Here is an 18,478-nt window from a genome sequence, read left to right on the forward strand (position 1 = left end):
AGCGAACCGGGGCTTTTTCTTGGATCAGGATGCCGCCTGCTCTTCCAGTCTCGTGCGCTGAAGCAATTTCTCGATCTCCGCCGCGCGCGGCGGACTGAGTGTGCCACGCTCGATCCCGAGCGGGACATTGCGCAAAGCGAGTTCGCGATACAGCGCGCCGGATGGAGGAAAGCGCTCATCCAGCGCCCGGAGGTGCTTGAGGATCGTTCCGACGTCGCCGCGCGCCACGCAGCCGCCCATGCCATTGGCCAGTCCGCCGTCGAGAACAGCCGCGACCGTCCCCCGCAGCAGCGGCATCATCGCGCGCAACGCGTCGGCCTCACTGGCGCCAAAGCTCTTCCAGAGCTCGACGCCTTCCTTGAGCAGCGCGATCAGGAACGGACCGACGTAATATGCCGACGCATGATAGAGCGCCCGCGCACCGGCCGGCAGCGCCAGCGGTTCGCACCCGATCCAGGTCGCAAGCAATTCCAGGTCGCGCCCGAAGTCGCCCTCTGCCTCGATGCCGACGGTGCATCCGCGCAATCCCTCGAGCGCGACGTCGGGATTGGCAAACATCTGCATCGGATGAAATCCGCCGGTCGCGGCGCCTGCGGATTTCGCATGATCGAGCGCGGCCAGTTCGGTCGCGCCGCTGCAATGAACCACGCGGTGACGCGGCTCCCAGCGCAAATCGCGGCACACCGGCAGAATCGCGTCGTCGCTTACGGTGAGGAAAACCATGTCGCAGCTGTCGACGACATGCTGCGCGTCGGTCATCGGCCGCGCCGACGGGATGCGGGATCCAAGCCGCTGCGCGGCATCGGCACCGCGGTTGTAGAACGCCGCGACGTTCAGCCCGGCGCGGGCGAACGCCGGCGCGAGCGTTTGCGCCACGCAGCCGGCGCCGATGAAGCCGATCCGCAACGCCGCCAGCGCCGTGCTCATTGCGCGTAGCTCCCGTCGATGCGATCGAGCCTGCGCCGCAGCGCCGGCCATTCCAGCAGGCCATAACCGGCCTGCAGATTTTGCGCCGCTTCATTCAGCACCGGATTGGTGTCGCGCTCATTGTCCAGCGTGATCTCGGTGCCGGCAAAGCAGGTCACCGTGTTGCCGATCGCCCTCTCGGTCGGCGCATGCAGCGGCCGGCCGCAGCCGAGCGCGTCGACCTGGATCCGGCAAGCCTGCTCGAGCCAGTAGATCGCATTGAACGCCTGCGGAATCGTGTTGCCGCAAACCAGGAGGCCATGATTGCGCAACACCAGCACATTGTTGCGGCCGAGATCGGCCACGACACGGTCGCACTCGTCCCGATCGATCGCCGGCCCCTCGAAATCGTGATAGCCGATCCGTCCGTGAAACCGCATCGCCGTCTGCGACAGCGGCAGCAGCCCCTCGGCAAGCGTGCTGACCGCGGTGCCGGCCCTGGTGTGAGTATGCAGAACGCAGTTCACGTCGGGCCGCGCGCGATGGATCGGGGCGTGCAGATAGAAACCGGCGACGTTGACGTTGTAGCCGTGGTCGGGCTGCAGCAGGGTGCGGCCCTCGATGTCGATCTTGACGAGGCTCGACGCGGTGATTTCCTCGTACAGCATGCCATAGGGATTGATCAGGTACTGATCGTGATGCCCCGGGACCTGTGCACTGATATGGTTGTAGATCAGGTCGGTCATTCCGTAGAGCGCGACCAGGCGGTAGCACGCCGCAAGATCGACGCGGGTTGCCCACTCCTGCTCTCCGACGACAGCCCTGATATCGTTGACGGCACAAACTTCGATCTGACGCATGTTACTGTGGCCCTTGGTGTCGGATGACGGAGGCGCGCTCGACGATACGGCTGAGGTCTTCCGACGATGGAAGTGTGCCAAAGACATGCATCCCGTCCGCGCCAAGCCTGGATTGCACGAACAGATCGGCGGCGGCGGCGTCGCCATGCCTCAGCATCTCGGCGGCCTGCAGCGCATGTGCCATGCGGGTGACGAGCGCTCGCGCGTGCCCGTCGTCCGGATATCGTGCACGCAAGCGATCGGCGAGATCGTCCGTGCTTCGGTCATAGACCGGATTGAGCCCCCTGCTCGCACGCAACTCGTCGACGAATGCGTCCCGGCAATTCGCATCGCGTTGCATGGCGCGCAGGACGTCCATGCACATCATGTTCGAGGTGCCTTCCCAGATCGAATTCAGCGGCGCCTCGCGATACAGCCGGGCCATCGGATTCTCCATGATGAAGCCGTTGCCGCCATGCACCTGCAGGCATTCATAGGTGAAGGCGGGCGCGCGCTGGCAATTCCAGAACTTCATTACGGGCGTCGCGACCCGCGCCAGCAATCGCTCGTGTTCGCTTGTCTGCAGTCCGTCGGTCGCGCGCGCGATCCGAAACGCGCCGAGCATCGCCGCCTCGCTCTCGAGCGCGAGGTCGGCGAGCACGTTGCGCTGCATCGGAAGCTCGGACATCGGCTTGCCAAACGCCGTTCGCGTTTGCGCGTGGTTGAGGGCGAGGCTCAACGCCTGGCGCATCAGGCCGGCGGAGCCGACCGCGAAATCCAGCCGCGTCAGATGGGCATGCGAAAGGATTTCCGCGATGCCGCGGCCCTCTTCGCCAACCAGGATCGACCACGTATCGTGGTACTCGATCTCGCTTGACGCGTTCGACCGGTTGCCGCACTTGTCCTTCAGGCGCTGAATGTGGATACGGTTGGCGCTGCCGTCCGGCAGCAGGCGCGGCACGAACAGGCAACTGACGCCGGATTGGGTGCGCGCCAGCGTGTAGAATCCGTCGGCCACCGGCACCGAGAAGAACCATTTGTGGCCGGTGATCGCATAGATCTCGCCATGCGCGCCGCGCTCGACCAAGCGCGCGGTGGTCTGGGTCTCGCGCAGATCGGAGCCGCCCTGCTTTTCGGTCATGGCGTAACCGATGACCGCGGCGCGCTTGGCCTCGATCGGAAGCCGCCGCGGATCGTAATCCGCCGTCAGCGTTCGCTCCCGCCACAGATCGAATTGCGGCTTGCCGGAGAACCCGGCGATCGCGGCGTACGCCATCCCGGTGGGGCATCCGACGCCGTTCTCGATCTGATTCCAGAGATAGCTCAGCGCCGCACGCGCCAGATGGCCGTGTGGTTCGCGCGTCGACCAGGCAAGGCTATGCACCTCGCTCCGGAACGCCAGCGCCATCAATTGATGCCAGGCAGGATGAAATTCGACCCAATCATTGCGGTTGCCATACCGGTCATGGGTCATGAGTTTCGGTTCGTGCTCGTTGGCCAGCCGTGCCGCCTCCTGCACGGATTCGCTGCCGGCATGGGCGCCGAGCGCTGAAAGCTTGTCTTTCGCCCACGGCGCGATCGTTGCGATCAGGCCACTCAACGCGCGGTCGTCATCGAATGCATTGAAGCCGAGCACCGGCCGCGCCTGATTGCGCACTTCATGGGTCGCAAACGGAGCGGCTTTCGCTTCAGCGACGGCAACCGGCTGGACGCGCGCGTTCATGCGGAGACTCGCGATACAGGGGTGAGTTCAGGCGTGGCGTGACGAAACAGCATGCGCGCGGAAAGCCCTGCGATCGACTGTGCGATCGCCTTCGCCGCGTCGGAATCGGGGGCCGCTTCGGGCGCAAGGGGACCAACCAGCGCCTCCATGAAGGCGCCGGTCACGCAGGATGCCGCGACGTTCGCGTCGATCTCGACGAACTCACCACCGGCGATGCCGCGCCGGACCAGCCTTGCGATCTGATCGGCCAGGGCCGCCCGGTATTTCAGGCGCGCCGCGTCGATCTCGGGTTCACAGGGTTCGGCGATCAATGCGTAGGCCAGGCGGCGGCCGCGCATCGCTCTGACCGAGAAGGTGTAGATCGCGTCCACCAGACATTGGGACGCCGAGCCTTCCGCCTCGACGATCGCGGCGACCACAGCCACCTCGCGCTCGGACACCAGGCCGAGCACCTGCGCGTACAGGTCCGCCTTGGAGTCGAAGTAGCGATACACGCTGCCCGTGGCCACGCCGGCCCGTGAGGCGATCAGGGCGATCTGGGCGTCCTTCCAGCCACTCAGCGCCACGGCCTCCCTGGCGGCATCGAGAATGCGCGCTTTGGTTTCGACCAGTTGGTTGAGGCGAACGGCGGCGATTGCCATGGTGAACCTTAATTCATGAACAAAGGATCATTATTCATTCTCGGACGGATCGCCGTGGCTGTCAAGTATATCGACCCGCCCTGCGACCGCAGGACCGTTCCGTGGGCGCCGGCACGCTGCCGGAAGGTCGTTAGAGGCTGCGGCGCGACGCAGGGGCGCGAGGAACAGGGATGCGGGGGTCTTACCGCACAGCCGACGCGCACGTCGCCGCTGGGCGCGTGGAACCGGAACAGCGTGGCATCAAGCGAAACCTTCGGGCATCAAAGCAAAAGGCCCGATCGCGATGCGACCGGGCCTGTGAGTTGAGCTTGATGCGGTGAGAAACCCGGTCCGGCCCGGCGCTGCGGATCAGGCCGCCTTCGCCGTGATCAGAACGTCTTCCACCGGCATCAACACCTCATTGCCGAGCAGGAAGCCGCGGCAGCTGCGCAGCGAGCGCAGCGCGCGGTTGAAGTCAATCCCGGTCGACACCAGCGCGCGCAGCGTCCGTGGATTGCGGGCGATGCCGCGCAGCACCTTGCGCAGGTCGATGTCGCCGTTCGGCTTCACCGCGGATTTCGCAAGTTCCGGTAGCGCCCGGTGCGCGGGATCGCTGATTACGCGCAACGCGGCGAACGGAATGCTGGCTTTGGCGGCATAGGCCGCCGCGATATGGCTCTCCATGTCGACCGCTGCTGCGCCCGTCATCGAGCGCAGAGCGGCCTTGCAGGCCTTCGCCGCGATCACCTCTTCCACGCCGGCGAGACCGCCGCGGACGATCCTGCGGCGCTTCAGCGCGGCGCTGGCGATCATCTCTTCGTTCAGCGCGGATGCGGCCAGGAAACGCGTATCGCCCGACATCACCTCGGTCGCGACCACGACGTCGCCCGACTTGAGCGACGGGTCGAGCCCGCCGGCCACGCCGAACGAAATCACGCCACGGAAGGTGGTCGGATCCAGCGTCGCCAGCAACTCACGCAGCTGCTGCGGATCGCTCGAACTGCAGATTACGATCATGCCGGGGCCTGCCGCGATGCGGGCCTCCTGCACCAATCCAGTCACAATCAATACCGGCCGAGGATCAATTCTACTGCCCACGGTCTCGGCGGCCCCCGCCTCAACAATCACATCCCGACCCCTACCACCCTGCTATTGGTGCTTCTCAAATTTCGATACCGCGCCAGCGCCCAGAGCGGAAAGAACTTCGAGTAGCCATGGTATCGCAAGTAAAATACCCGCGGAAACCCCGTAGCTGTGTATCGCTGCTCGTCCCACAGCCCTTTTTCCGTCTGTGTTGCCTTTAGGTACTCCACCCCCCGCGCAACAGCGGGATTTTCGACCTCTCCGGCCGCCATCAATCCAAGCAAAGCCCATGCCGTTTGCGAGGAGGTCGAAGGCGCAATTTCATAACCCTTGTAATCCAGCCGGTAACTGACGGCGTCCTCGCCCCAGCCGCCGTCCTGATTCTGGACTGACACCAGCCAGTCGACCGCTTTCCGAATCATCGGGTCGTTGCGATCGACCCCTGCGACATTTAGCGCCGAGAGCACCGACCAGGTGCCGTAGATGTAGTTCAGGCCCCAGCGGCCGTACCAGGAGCCCTCGGCAAGCTGGGTGCGGCGCAGATAGGCGACGCCGTCAGCCATCGCCTTGTTGCTCTCGGCGGTCTCGCCGAGCTGGCCTAGCATCGAGATGCAGCGCGCGGTGACATCCTCGGTCGGCGGATCGAGCAATGCGCCGTGATCGGAGAACGGGATGTTGTTGAGGTAATATTCGAGGTTGTTGACGTCGAACGCGGCCCAGCCGCCGTCGCGGCTCTGCAGCCCCTCGATCCACTCGCGGCCGCGCGCGATGGCCTCGTCATATTCCCTGGTTCCGGTGTGGCGCCGCACGCGGTCCATCGCCATCACGACCACCGCGGTGTCGTCGAGATCGGGATAATGGTCGTTGTTGTACTGGAACGCCCAGCCGCCCGGGCGGACGTCCGGCGCCTTGACCGCCCAATCGCCCTTCAGCTCCAGCACCTGGCGCGGCTTCAGCCAGTCGAGGCCCTGCTTGGCCTTGGCCAGGGTGTCGTCGCCGCCCGCCTCCTGCAGCGCATGACTGGCCAGCGCGGTGTCCCACACCGGCGAGACGCAGGGCTGGCAATAGGCCTCGTGTTCGCTAATCACGAGCAGCTTGTCGATGCCGCGGCGCGTGATGGCGCGGGGCGGGAAATTCTCGTCCTTGCCGAGCGCCTCGTACATCATGACGATGTTGGCCATCGGCGGATAAATCGCGCCCATGCCGTCTTCGCCGTTCAGCCGCTCTTCGGTGAAGGCGAGCGCGGCATCGATCGCGCGCTGGCGCAGGCTCTTCGGAAACATCGGCTCGATCACCCGCAGCACGGCGTCGAGCGAGCGGAACAGATAGAACCAGCTCGCGCTCTGATGCGGCGCCTTCGGCGCCATGCGGACCGATTTCGGATCCTCCAGGAACAGCTCGTCGATGCCGACGCCTTTCGGATTCTTCGCACGCGGCTTCAGCGCGGCAAGCACCATCAGCGGCACCATGGTGGTGCGCGCCCAGTAGGAGATCTTGTTGATGTGGAACGGCGACCACATCGGCAGCAGCATGATCTCGATCGGCAGCACCGGCGTCGCGCGCCAGGTCACGACGCCATAGAGCGCAAGCAGGAAGCGCGTGAACACGTTGCTGCCCGAAGCACCGCCGCGCGAACGGATCGCCTCGCGCGCCCGCACCATGTGCGGCGCGTCGACGGAATCGCCGATCATCTTCAGCGCGAAGTAGGACTTCACGCTGGCGCTCATGTCGAACGGGCCGTCATGCACCAGCGGCCAGCCGCCATGCGCGCCCTGGACGCGGCGCAGATAGTTGCCGATCTTGGCCTCCAGCCCGGCATCGATCGACTCGGCCAGATAGTGACGCAGCAGGATGTACTCGGCCGGAATGGTGCTGTCGGCCTCGAGCTCGAATATCCAGTGCCCGTCGGACTGGCGATAGCCGAGCAGCGCTTCGGTTGCCTTGGAGATGCTCTTCTCCAGCGCGACCGGGTCGACTGCAACGCTGTGATCTCTCGCAAGCATTTCGCTCGATATCCTCTTCATCGCGGGCCGGCTGATCGAAAGCCGCGGCCGCTCCAGAGCATGATCCGATTGCTTCGGATCACGTTCTTGTCCTTTTGTTTGGTCGCGTTTTCTTCACGCGAACCGGTAACCACTTCGCTCGAAAACGCGCCAACAGGTCGAATCTAACGTCTGGCCAGAACCAGATCGGCGGCGCGATCCCCCGATCGCACCGATCCCTCGATGGTTGCCGGCAACCCGGTAGCAGTCCAGTCGCCGGCAAGGAACAGGTTTTTTTGCGCCGTCGCGGGCCCCGGACGCAGGGCATTCTGTTCCGGCGTTGCCTCAAATGTGGCACGGCGCTCGCGCACGATCTGCCACGGCGGCAGGTCGCCGGAAACCCCCGACGCCTCGCAGATGTCCTGCCAGATCGCCTGCGCAAGCTCCTCGCGCGGCATGTCGACCAGGCGGTCGCCGTTGCTGATCGTCACCGACATCCGTTGCGGGAACGCGAACAGCCACTCCACGAGGCCGCCGACCACGCCGAGAATGGGCGCGGCATCGCGCGGCGGATCGACACGGAAATGCGCGTTCACGATGGCGCGGAATTTGGTCGGGGTTTTCAGGCCGGGCAGCAGGGATGCCGCAGCGCGCGGCGGCACGGCGAGCACGACCGCATCGTCGGCTCCCAGCGTAACCTTGTCGCCATTGCCAAAATCGAGCTCGCTGATGCGATCACCCGACATGGCGAGCGCACGCAATTCGTGACTGAACTGGACGCTGTGGCCCCCCTCCTGCAGCAGCTTCACGGCCGGCTCGATCAGGACCGAGCTCAGGCCGTCGCGCGCGATCAGCGGGCGGCAGGCCTGCCCGCCCGCGAGCAGCGTCTCGCGCACGATGGCGCCGGCGAGCCCGGCCGAGCCCTCCGGCGGATCGACGTTCAGCGCGGCCAGCAGCAGCGGCTGCACCAGGCGCTCATACAGCGTGCCCTTGCAGGGAATGGTGTTACCGACCAGCGCCCCGGTGCCGGCCCAGGCCAGCGGCGCCAAGGCGAGATAGTCGCGCAGGCTGGTGTCCGGGACGCGGCGCGCCTCGTCGAACACCCACAGCGGCAGGCGGGAATCGCCGAGGTCGAGCTGCCAGCGCTGGCCGCTGGCAAGATCGACGAACGGAAACTGCGCGCGCGCGGGCCCGACGAGGCCGGCCTCGGTGCCGATCGCGCGCGCATAGCTCAGCGCATGGCGGTTGCCCGACAGCAGCAGATGGTTGCCATTGTCGATGGTGAGATTGGTGGCGGCGTCGAAATAAGAGCGGCAGCGGCCGCCGGCCTGCTGCGTCGCCTCATGGACGAACACCTTGTAGCCGCCATTGGCGAGGCGCACGGCTGCGGAAAGGCCGGAAATGCCGGCACCGATGATATGAACGGTCTTTTGCATCAGATGATCGCGTAACGAAGAAGGATGCCGATCTTGGCGGCCTTGGACACACGTACCGGCGCACGCGGGGCGGTGAAGCCGCGCGCGATCAGGAGATCGAGGATTGCGCGGTAGTATTTCGACATGATCCGCGGCGCGCGCACGGCGCGGCGCGAATTGCGCTTCATGATCTCGTCGGATTTCTGGAAATGCATCTTGGCCCGCTCGGCCAGCGGCGCGCACACTTTCGGCAGCGCTCGGTCGGCGGTGACGCGGGCCGGATCGTTATTGGTGATGCCGGCGTGCCAGAGCCATTCGCGCGGCAGATAGAGCCGGCCGAGACCGGCATCCTCGTCGATGTCGCGCAGGATATTGGTGAGCTGCAGCGCGCGGCCGAGGTGGTGCGCGAGCTGGATGCCATCGTCCTCGGGCAGGCCGAACACGCGCACCGACAACCGGCCGACCGCGCTCGCGACGCGATCGCAATACAAATCGAGCGTCGCAAGATCCGGCGCGCGGATATCCTGCGGCACGTCCATTTCCATGCCGTCGACGATCGCGACGAAATCCTCGCGCTTCAGGCCGAAGGTCTTCACCGACCCGACATAGTCCTTCAGGCGCTCCGGCGGACGTCCCTCGTAGAGCGCGTCGATATCGTCGCGCCACTGCTGCAGCGCGGCCAGCCGCTCCGGCCGCGGGCCGTCGGAATCGGCGATGTCGTCGACCTGCCGGCAGAAGCTGTAGATCTGGAACATCGCCTCGCGCTGCGCGTGCGGCAGGATGCGCATCGCGGCATAGAACGAGCTGCCCGACGCGGTGCTTCCGTAATTTGCGTTGGCCGCCGCCTCAGCGCTCATGCGCCTGCCGCCGTCTTGGAGACCGCGCGCCGTCCGGTCGCACGCTGCGCGGTCTCGCCGGCGACGCCGCCGAGACTCTGCAGCAGCAGTTCAACCTTGCTCAGATGCACGCGCTCGCTGAGCGGATCGCGCACCTTCAGCATGTTGACGATCTTGTCGGCGAACGCCTGGATCACCGAGATCTCGAGCCCGAGCCGGAAATCCTTCACCTCGGCGGCGAGCGACTTGCTCTGGTCGAGCAGCGCTTCGGTGCGCACCGCGAGCGCTTGCAGGCACTTGAGCAAAGCCGGCTGCGACTTCGCCTCGCCGAGCATCTCGACAGTCGCGCCCGCAGCGGCCAGGGCATCGCGCGGCAAGTAGACACGGTTCAGGTTGCGGTAGTCCTTGCCGCAGTCCTGCAGATGGTTGTTGATCTGCAGCCCGGCGCAGAGCGCGTCCGACGCCGCCCAGGTCGAGGTATCCTCGCCGTGCACGTCGAGCATGAACCGCCCGACCGGCATCGCCGAGTATCGGCAATAATCGATCACATCGTCCCAGTTCTCGTAACGCAGCTTGGTGACGTCGAGGCGGAACGCCACCAGCACGTCGAGCGCGTGCCGCGGCGGCATGCCGCGCTCGGCGAAGGCGCGGCGCAGATTGACCGCTTCCTTCTGGGTGTCGCCATTGCCAAGCAGCTCGGCCTCCATGAGGTCGAGGTAGCGCAGCTTCTCCTCGGCGGGCAGCGTGGCGTGATCGGCGATATCGTCGGCGGTGCGGACGAAATTATAAAAGGCCAGGATCAGGGCACGATGCCGCGGATGAATGATCCACGACGCGACCGGAAAATTCTCGTCGCGGTGGGTCTTTCCGGATCGCAGGTCGCTCGCGGTGGTCATGGGAAATTTGGGCTACACTGGTCATGGCACGACGCAGGCGCGAAAGGTCAGCGCATGCGGGGGGATTTGCGAGCCCCATATAGGGGAATACGCCACCAAAACCAATGCTGTCTGTGACCGCCAGCATACGAAGCCCGTGGCCGGCACGCATGCCGAGCACGGGCCTTGCGGCGATCCATGGGACCTGAAGCGGCCTTACTGGCCGTGGGTCTTCAGCACCTGGTCGCAGGCGGCGCTGATCTTGCTGCGGTTCTGCTGCAGGCAGGCGAGAATGGTGAAATCGCCCTGATCGATCACGGCGCGGCAGTGACGCTGCACGTCGCGCGTGCAGGCCTTCTGTTCATCGGGTGTCCCGCGCGTCTGCTGGGCGAAGGCGCTGGAGGAGAGCGGGATCGACAACAGGGCAAGAGCCAAGAGAAATTTACGCATCGTATTCCTTCATTTCCGACAGCAGAAAATCTGTTCCCGAAAAGCGCTTCGGCGTGGCCGGGACGGATTTTGGGGATTGCAGACGCCACGTAACGCGGCAACGGATTGACGACAAGCACCGTTAAATGCGGCTAAATTTGCGGCGCTGTAAACCCCTACATAAGTTATTGATTCACAATGACGATTCGTGCCATCACTTTGTCGCGTTCGGCTATTGCGGATAGCAGTTGCGCAAAGCTACATGCCGTCACGAAGCCGACGGTTTCTGATTCTGTTCGATGACAATATGGGCGCCGTGCGCCGTTTCTGTCGTTTGAACCTAACATTCTTCGGTGACACTAAACCTTCGATGCGGCGAGACGCTTTCTTGCGTAGGAAGCGTTGATTTTGATGGGAAAATTCACAATGAAACTGTTTGGTTCCAGCCTTTATGGTCAGGCTCTCAGGGCTGTGGGCGTCGGCGCCGCACTGATGCTCTCTGCCTCCGCCGTCCACGCCCAGGCCAGCGGGCCGTTTGCCGGTTTTGCCGGCTCGTGGACCGGAACGGGCACGGTGGCGCTGTCCAACGGCACGACTGAACGGATTCGTTGCAAGGCGGATTACAAGGTCGCGCCGTCGGGCATGAGCCTGAAACAATCCCTGCATTGCGCCAGCGACAGCTACAAGTTCGACCTCTCCAGCGACGTCACCAGCCAGGGCGACCGGATCTCCGGCAACTGGAGCGAGGCGAGCCGCAACATCTTCGGCAATCTGCAGGGCACCGCGGGCGGCGGGCGGATCGACGTGTTCGTCGAGGCGTCCGGCTTTGCCGCGAACCTGAACCTGCAGACCAACGGCTCCAAGCAGGTCGTGCAGATCGACTCCAAGGGCGAGATCCGCGGCGTCTCGATCACGATGACGAAGAGCTGACGCTCCCGGCCGATTGCGCCCACAAGACACAAAGGCCCGGTTCCGAACGCTTCGGAACCGGGCCTTTTTGCTGCAGCTTTTTGATTGCTCGTCGATCAGGCCTTTTCGATCGGCGCGGGCTGGCCGCCCCTGCCGCGGAGCTTTTGCGACAGGTTGATCAGGAACATCGAGGTCGGCCGCAGGATGAAGAGGTCCGCGACCAGGGCTGCGACCATCGAGAACGCGCTGAGCCAGCCGAACAGTCGCAGCGACGGCAGGTCGGAGAACACGGTGACGACGAGGCCGCAGGCCAGCACCACCGTGGTCAGGATCAGCGCAGGACCGACCAGCACGGTGGCGCGCTCCACCGCAAGTTCCGGCGTGACACCCGGCTTGGTCTCGAGCCGCAGGCGATTGAGGAAGTGGATGGTGGCGCTGAGGCCGAGCCCGAACGACACCGTCAAAGCCACCACGCTGGCGAATTGCAGCCCCTCCCCGAGCAGCCACAGCACGGTGCCCGACAGCACCACCGGGAAGATGCCGGGCAGGATGCAGGAGAACATCACCACGATCGAGCGGAATGCGAGCCCGATGAAGATCGCGACCAGCAGGAATTCGATGGTGAGGCCGTGGTTGAGCTTCTCGATCATGCTGGCGCTGTTGCGTGCGGCAATCACCGACAGACCCGTGACCGCGATCTCGTAGCCGGGATGCTCGGCGCGCACCTTGTCTAGCGAATGATCGAGTTTGTTCACCACCGGAAGCAACTGGCTCGAGTCCACATCCGGGACGCGGCCCGACACCACGACAGCATCCTGATTCTTGTCGATGAACCGGCGCACCAGGTGTTCGGGGATCAGGTCGACATATTCCTTCAGCGTCGCGACATCATTGCTGCCGGCCTTTTCGGCGAGCCAGCGCCGCAAGGTCTCCAACGACCAGACGTTGCCGACGCCGGCAGAGTCCTCGACCAGCGCATGGACATCGGCAATCGTCTTCAAGGTCTCCGGCGAGTATAGCGATTGCCCCTTGGGGAATTCGATCAGCACATCGACCGGATTGGCGCCGGTCAACTTGGCGTCGAGCCGGCTCGACGCCGCCACCGCCTGCCGCTTGTCCGGCACCTGATCGGCGAGCCGGTAGCGCGGCTCGAGATTGGCGTAGATGATGCCGAGGCCGCCGACCACGATCAGCGCCAGCAGGCTGAACAACCCGGGACGGCCGACCATGCGCACCGCGATCCAGTAGCAGAAATTGCGCAGCGCCTGCACGCCGGCATCCGCGCTCTGGAACTTGACCGCAAAGATCTTCTCGTTGCGCACGAACAGGACGCCGAACACCGGCACCAGCGACAGCACCGCGATCAGCGCGATGATGGTCGCCGCAAGCCCGGCCTCGCCGAACTTGCGGATCAAGTCGGAATCCGAAAACTGCAGCGCGATGAAGGAAATTCCGGCCGTGCCGTGCGTCAGCACGCAGGCCGGTCCGACCACCAGCACCGCATTCTTGAACGCGGTGAACTTGTCCTGCCCGGCGATCAGCCGGTCGCGCGCCGCGAATGTCAGCTGCATCGAGTCGGAGAAGCTGATCACCATGATGAGCGGCGTCATCACGTTGAGGAACATGTTGAGATTGAAATTGGCCCAGCCGAGGCCGCCGAGCGCGAGCAGGATCGCGATCATCGGCGGGAACGCGGCCGCCACCATGAAGGATATCTTGCGGAAGAAGATGATGGCGATGATGCAGCCGGCGAGGATGCCGAGGATGTTGTAGGTCAGGCCGTCGCGCTCGACCGCATTGCGGATCTCGAGCTGCATGACCGGCACGCCGGACAACTGGGCATTGAGCCCGCTGCCGCCGAGGTCGTCGGCCATGATCTTCCTGATGTCGCCGACCACCTTGCTGAGCTTGTTGCTGCCGACCACCTCGGGCTCGAGCGACAGCACGATCAGCGCGAGCGTGCCGTCCTCCGACAGCAGCTTGCCGCGGATGATCTCGTTGCTTTTGACCGTCTCGACGAATTTGTCATAGGCCGCGCCCTCGGGCAGCTCGTTCGGGAACAGCGCCGCCGGCAGCTTGCCTCGCTCCGGCGCCTGGCGCGCGGAGAACAGCGACACCAGGCCGCGCACGCCCTCGACGAGTTGCAGATCCGTGACCATGTCACGCAGCTTGCCGAGATTGTCGCGCTCGAGCAGCGTCTTGCCTTCGACCACGACGAGCACGTCGAACTCGGTCGCCGGGAAGCGCTTGGTCACCGCCTCATACTGCTTGTAGTCCTTGGAGTCGGAACGGAACAGCTGCGACAGCGAGTCGTCGATCTTGATCCGGTGCACGCCGAACACGGCGCCGATCAGCAACAGAACGAGGACGATGCAGGACAGGATCGGCGCCCGCATCGGGATCAGGCCGAGACGCTCGATCCCGAACGCGATGCTGAGGCCCGACCGCGGCTCTTCGATCTTCTCGACGTGGACCTGACTTTCGGAATTCTTTTCGAGCATGCCCTGTCCAGTTCTGAAAACGGCTCAATCTGTCTAGCTTGGGTCTAGGGGCGCGAATGAGGCGGGTGAGCGCAACTGATCGGCGCTAGTCCTTGAAAACACGCGAATATTGACCGGCGCCGGTTTTACCTGCCCGCCCCTTTGCTCGCAAGCGCGAGGGGCTGACCAAATCGGCAGGGAACCGCCGATCACCGCCATTAAGTATCTGATTTGTCACACCCTGGTAGCGCATTCCTGGACGATCCACCGCCGCTTTCATCTTTCAACGCGACCCCTGTGATCTGGCGTGCCAGGCCTTCGCGCACAAGCCACGAAATCCTGAATGCGGCTTCCGCATAGCTCAGCCCGGCATGGTGGATGTTGGAGATGCAGTTGCGGTCGGCGTCAGTGAGACCGATTCGCGGCGCGAAGGTAAGATAGGCGCCGAGGCTGTCGGGTGCGGACAGCCCGGGCCGTTCGCCGATCAGCATCACCAGCATGCGCGCGCCGATGATGGCGCCGATCTCGTCACCGAGCGCGACCCGCGCGCCGGACGCTGCGATCACGGCGCCGGCGTCGATGTTGTCGGCCGCAAGGCGCGGCGCGAGATGCCGGATCAATTCGACGGCATGCACGTTGACCGCCGTCGGCGACAGGCCGTCACCGATCACGATGGCGCAGGGGCATGCGGTGATGCCGCTGCTCTCGAGCGAGCGCCGCGATGCAGAATCCAGCATGCGCCCGAGATCGGGCCGCCGCAGGTAGTCGCGCCGGCTGTGCGCCTGACTCGACACCTCAAGCGGCGTGATGCCGAGGCCGGCAAGACCGGCCGCAATCCCTCTGACATCGAAGGCGGCATGAACAGCGTCGCGGGCGCGGGCATGGTCGAGCGTGAAGGAGAGCAGCGCATCGGTCGGGAGGCTGGCCCCGGACCGGCCAAGACCGACGCGCGCCGGCGTGAGCTCGCGCAGATCGGCAAGCGAAGGGGACAAGGGCACCGGCGGTGTCGTCATGCTGTTATTCGGCGGGGACGGAGGCCTCGCGCAGCCGGATCGAGTAGTTCGAGGCGTTCTGCCGGCCGCTGGAGGCTGCACGCGCAAAGGTGATCAGGTGATGCGCAACCAGCGTCGCCGAGATCAACCCCTCGATGTCGCCGCGCTTGAGCCGGCCGAGCGCAAACTTCCAGAACACGCGCTTGTAGTCGCCGAGCACGCCGACCTTCCAGAAGATGTTGCGGAGCATGATCAGGCCGCGCCGGATGTTGGCCCAGCTCTTCATTTCCGGGCTGACCGGCACCTTGATGCGATTGGCATAGGTGTAATTGCATTGATGCAAATAGCGCGCGAACAGCTTCTTCGGCTCGTAGGCAACTTCCATGCATTTGCGCCAGGAACTGACCACGTCCTCATAGGGCAGCAGGAACTCGACATTGGAGTCGCGGCCCTCGTCATCAATTAGACGCCCGGCTTTTTCGAGCCGATCCCACAATGGCGTCTTCGGCAGCGCCTGCAGCAGGTTGATGGTGAGCAGCGGAATCCGCGACTCCTCGACGAAGGAGAGCAACGCATCGCCGGTCTGGGGCTTGTCGGTATCGAGCCCCATAATGATGCCGGAGACGACCTCCATGCCGAACGAGTTGATGGTGCGCACACCCTCGAGGATCGGAACCATCATGTTCTGATCCTTGTGCATGGCCTTCAGCGCGTCGGGATCGGGCGTCTCGATGCCGACGAAGATCGTCACGAAATAGGCTTCGCGCATCTTCTCGAGGATCTCGGGGCGCTTGGCGATGTTGAGCGTCGCCTCGCAGGCGAGGCGCGTGACATATCCGGTGCGCTTCTGCCACTCGATCAGGTGCGGCAACAGCTCGCCCGCCGCCTTGCGGTTGCCGATGAAATTGTCGTCGACGAAATACACGGTGTCGGTGGCACCACACGCGCGCAGCTTGTCGAGCTCGGCGATGATCTGCTGCGGCGACTTCAGGCGCGGATTGCGGCCATAGAGCCCGGGGATGTCGCAGAACTCGCACTGATAGGGGCAGCCCGAGGAGAACTGGATGCTGCCGAGGAAATACTTCTTGGTTTCGGCGAGCTCATAGGCCGGCAGCGGGAAATCCGTCATCGGCAGACGGTCGATGGTTTTAAGCACCACCTGCTCGTCGGGACGGCTGGTATCATCAGCCAGACGCTTGATCAGCTCATTGGTCGCATCGCCGAGCTCACCGACGTGGAGGTAGTCGAATGAGGGATAGTAGTCCGGGCAAGCACTGACCGACGGGCCGCCGATCGCGACCACCAGGTCATGGTCATGCGCGCGATGGCAGATGTCGTTCATCTGCTGGCGCTGGATGTGCATACCGCTGACGAACACGGCATCCGCCCAGGCGAAATCCTCCGCCGTCGCCGGACGCAGATTCTCGTCGACGAAACGGACCGGCCAGTTCTCGGGAAGGTATGCGGCAATCAGCAGCAGGCCCTGCGGCGGCATGAACGCCTTGACGCCGTCAGTGAGGGGGTAGGCGTGCTCGAAGGTCCCAAACGACGACGTATAGCGCGGAAAAACGCAGAGGATACGTCGTACTGTCTCTATGCCCTCAGCTCTCATCAAACGACCCCGAAGCACCGGCAAATCTAACCACGGCGCGGAACGCTGGGCCAGAAATTCTTCAACATTGTGGCACTACTTAACGTCATAACGACGAGATAGTTGCTCTGCAGAATTTCGCTATCCCCCTCAGGTCAAGAGCCTGGCAGCGAGGTCGGGCAGCCGCTCCGCATCGGCCACGAGGCGGAAGTCCTGCCCGGCAAGGCCGACGCGCGCGAGCCAGTCGTCGAATTCGGGAGCCCGCTTCAGGCCGAACAGGTCGCGGACATAGAGCGCATCGTGAAACGATGTCGACTGATAGTTCAGCATGACGTCATCCGCGCCCGGCACGCCCATGATGAAGTTCACGCCGGCGGCCGCAAGCAGCGTCAGGAGATTGTCCATATCGTCCTGATCCGCCTCGGCGTGGTTGGTGTAGCAGACGTCGATCCCGAGCGGCAGGCCGAGCAGCTTGCCGCAGAAATGATCCTCGAGCCCGGCGCGGATGATTTCCTTGCCGTCATAGAGGTACTCAGGACCGATGAAGCCGACCACGCTGTTGACGAGCAGCGGATCGAACGCGCGCGCCACCGCATAGGCCCGCGCCTCGCACGTCTGCTGGTCGACCTGGTGATGGGCATTGGCGGACAGCGCCGAGCCCTGCCCGGTCTCGAAATACATCACATTGTCACCGACCGTGCCGCGGCGCAGCGACAGCCCGGCTTCCCGGGCCTCCCGCAGCAACGAGAGGTCGACGCCGAAACTGCGATTGGCCGCCTCGGTGCCGGCGATCGACTGGAACACGAGATCGACCGGCAGCCCCTGCCCGATCAGTCCGAGCGTGGTCGTGACATGGGTCAGCACGCAGCCCTGCGTCGGAATCTCGACTCGCGTGATGATGTCGTCCAGGAGCCGCAGCAGCGTGCCGATGACGTTCGGGTCGTCGCTCGCCGGATTGATGCCGATGCAGGCATCGCCCGCTCCCAGCAGCAGCCCGTCGAGAATCGAGGCGGTGATGCCCTTGGGATCGTCGAAGGGATGGTTCGGCTGCAGCCGCGTGCTCATTCGCCCGCGCAAGCCGATGGTGTTGCGGAAGCGGGTCGTCACCTCGCATTTCTTCGCAACCAGGATCAGATCCTGGTTGCGCATCAGCTTCGACACCGCCGCAACCATCTCTGGCGTGATGCCGCGCGAGATCTTCTTGATCACTTCCCCGCTGGCGGCATCCGACAGCAGCCAGTCGCGGAATCCGCCGACGGTGAGCGACGACACCGGCAGAAAGCCGGCAACGTCGTGGCTGTCGAGGATCAGGCGGGTGACTTCGTCAGCCTCATAGGGGATGACAGGCTCATCGAGGAACTGCTTGAGCGGAACATTGGCCAGCGCAAGCCGAGCTGCGATCATCTCCTCCGCGCTGTCGGCGGCGATGCCGGCCAGGCGGTCGCCTGAACGCGGCGGCGAGGCCTTGGCAAGCAGGATGCGCAGATCGTCGAATGCGTAATTGGTGGCGTCGATGGTGTGACGATAGAGCATGGGGGGTTCGTCGCGGGCTGGGGCAGCGCAATCTAGCACCTCTTTGCGAAAGGCGTGCCATCGGCTTCGCCCCGCGTGCTGGCGCCGCTGGCGGTAACGGCGGCGCACCCTCGGCACGGCCGCAAGCCGCGAGCATCCGGCAGACTCAAAGCGGCCCATAAGGCATTGGGATTATTTACAGATTTTAACGGTTGCGGCTGCACAAATCTCGCGCGTTAAGAAATTGTCCATGAAAATTTTGCATAAGCTTTAATCGGCCGAAGGT

The 18,478-nt window shown here is 64.3% G+C and carries 15 protein-coding genes; 1 reads left to right on the forward strand and 14 read right to left on the reverse strand.

Annotated elements, in window-relative coordinates:
• Window positions 1-24 precede the first annotated feature (24 nt).
• The 10 genes from QJT82_RS06800 to QJT82_RS06845 form a co-directional block, all read right to left on the reverse strand.
• The gene (locus QJT82_RS06800; protein WP_028338689.1) at window positions 25-927 is read right to left on the reverse strand and encodes a DUF2520 domain-containing protein; all 903 of its coding nucleotides are present in this window, start codon (window positions 925-927) and stop codon (window positions 25-27) included.
• The gene (locus QJT82_RS06805) at window positions 924-1,766 is read right to left on the reverse strand and encodes a class II aldolase/adducin family protein (protein WP_028338690.1); all 843 of its coding nucleotides are present in this window, start codon (window positions 1,764-1,766) and stop codon (window positions 924-926) included. Before QJT82_RS06805 ends, QJT82_RS06800 begins: the two co-directional genes overlap by 4 nt.
• Before the next feature lies 1 nt (window position 1,767).
• The gene (locus QJT82_RS06810) at window positions 1,768-3,468 is read right to left on the reverse strand and encodes an acyl-CoA dehydrogenase family protein (RefSeq protein WP_028338691.1); all 1,701 of its coding nucleotides are present in this window, start codon (window positions 3,466-3,468) and stop codon (window positions 1,768-1,770) included.
• Window positions 3,465-4,109 carry a TetR/AcrR family transcriptional regulator gene (locus QJT82_RS06815; protein ID WP_028338692.1) on the reverse strand — a complete coding sequence of 215 codons (645 nt, stop codon included), beginning with the start codon at window positions 4,107-4,109 and terminating at the stop codon, window positions 3,465-3,467. The genes QJT82_RS06810 and QJT82_RS06815 overlap by 4 nt, the downstream gene beginning before the upstream one ends.
• A 348-nt stretch (window positions 4,110-4,457) precedes the next feature.
• A complete protein-coding gene (locus QJT82_RS06820; protein ID WP_028338693.1) occupies window positions 4,458-5,186 on the reverse strand; it encodes a phosphorylase in 729 nt (242 codons plus the stop codon).
• Between the two features lie 26 nt (window positions 5,187-5,212).
• Window positions 5,213-7,174 (reverse strand): squalene--hopene cyclase, encoded by a 1,962-nt coding sequence (gene shc / locus QJT82_RS06825; RefSeq protein WP_028338694.1) that lies wholly within the window; start codon window positions 7,172-7,174, stop codon window positions 5,213-5,215.
• Between the two features lie 164 nt (window positions 7,175-7,338).
• The gene (gene hpnE / locus QJT82_RS06830; RefSeq protein WP_028338695.1) at window positions 7,339-8,589 is read right to left on the reverse strand and encodes a hydroxysqualene dehydroxylase HpnE; all 1,251 of its coding nucleotides are present in this window, start codon (window positions 8,587-8,589) and stop codon (window positions 7,339-7,341) included.
• A complete protein-coding gene (hpnD, locus tag QJT82_RS06835; RefSeq protein ID WP_028338696.1) occupies window positions 8,589-9,425 on the reverse strand; it encodes a presqualene diphosphate synthase HpnD in 837 nt (278 codons plus the stop codon). The genes hpnE and hpnD overlap by 1 nt, the downstream gene beginning before the upstream one ends.
• On the reverse strand, window positions 9,422-10,300 hold the full coding sequence (hpnC, locus tag QJT82_RS06840) for a squalene synthase HpnC (protein ID WP_028338697.1): 879 nt from the start codon (window positions 10,298-10,300) through the stop codon (window positions 9,422-9,424). Before hpnC ends, hpnD begins: the two co-directional genes overlap by 4 nt.
• A 195-nt stretch (window positions 10,301-10,495) precedes the next feature.
• Window positions 10,496-10,729, reverse strand: coding sequence for a hypothetical protein (locus QJT82_RS06845; protein WP_028331722.1), 234 nt, complete (start codon window positions 10,727-10,729; stop codon window positions 10,496-10,498).
• Between the two features lie 405 nt (window positions 10,730-11,134).
• On the opposite strand from QJT82_RS06845, the gene QJT82_RS06850 reads away from it, so the two are divergent.
• Window positions 11,135-11,638, forward strand: a complete 504-nt coding sequence (locus QJT82_RS06850) for a hypothetical protein (RefSeq protein ID WP_026192497.1) — start codon at window positions 11,135-11,137, stop codon at window positions 11,636-11,638.
• A 95-nt stretch (window positions 11,639-11,733) separates the two neighbouring features.
• Here QJT82_RS06850 and QJT82_RS06855 read toward each other — a convergent pair whose 3' ends face one another.
• The 4 genes from QJT82_RS06855 to QJT82_RS06870 form a co-directional block, all read right to left on the reverse strand.
• Complete coding sequence (locus tag QJT82_RS06855; RefSeq protein WP_028338698.1) at window positions 11,734-14,118, reverse strand: MMPL family transporter; 2,385 nt, start codon at window positions 14,116-14,118, stop codon at window positions 11,734-11,736.
• 197 nt (window positions 14,119-14,315) lie between these two features.
• The gene (eutC, locus tag QJT82_RS06860; protein WP_028338699.1) at window positions 14,316-15,110 is read right to left on the reverse strand and encodes an ethanolamine ammonia-lyase subunit EutC; all 795 of its coding nucleotides are present in this window, start codon (window positions 15,108-15,110) and stop codon (window positions 14,316-14,318) included.
• A gap of 4 nt (window positions 15,111-15,114) precedes the next feature.
• The gene (locus QJT82_RS06865) at window positions 15,115-16,701 is read right to left on the reverse strand and encodes a B12-binding domain-containing radical SAM protein (RefSeq protein WP_028338700.1); all 1,587 of its coding nucleotides are present in this window, start codon (window positions 16,699-16,701) and stop codon (window positions 15,115-15,117) included.
• Window positions 16,702-16,830: 129 nt separating this feature from the next.
• Complete coding sequence (locus QJT82_RS06870) at window positions 16,831-18,213, reverse strand: ethanolamine ammonia-lyase subunit EutB (RefSeq protein ID WP_028338701.1); 1,383 nt, start codon at window positions 18,211-18,213, stop codon at window positions 16,831-16,833.
• Window positions 18,214-18,478: the final 265 nt, after the last annotated feature.

The organism is Bradyrhizobium sp. Mp19 (genome assembly GCF_029952935.1).
In the GTDB taxonomy this organism is placed as follows: domain Bacteria; phylum Pseudomonadota; class Alphaproteobacteria; order Rhizobiales; family Xanthobacteraceae; genus Bradyrhizobium; species Bradyrhizobium elkanii.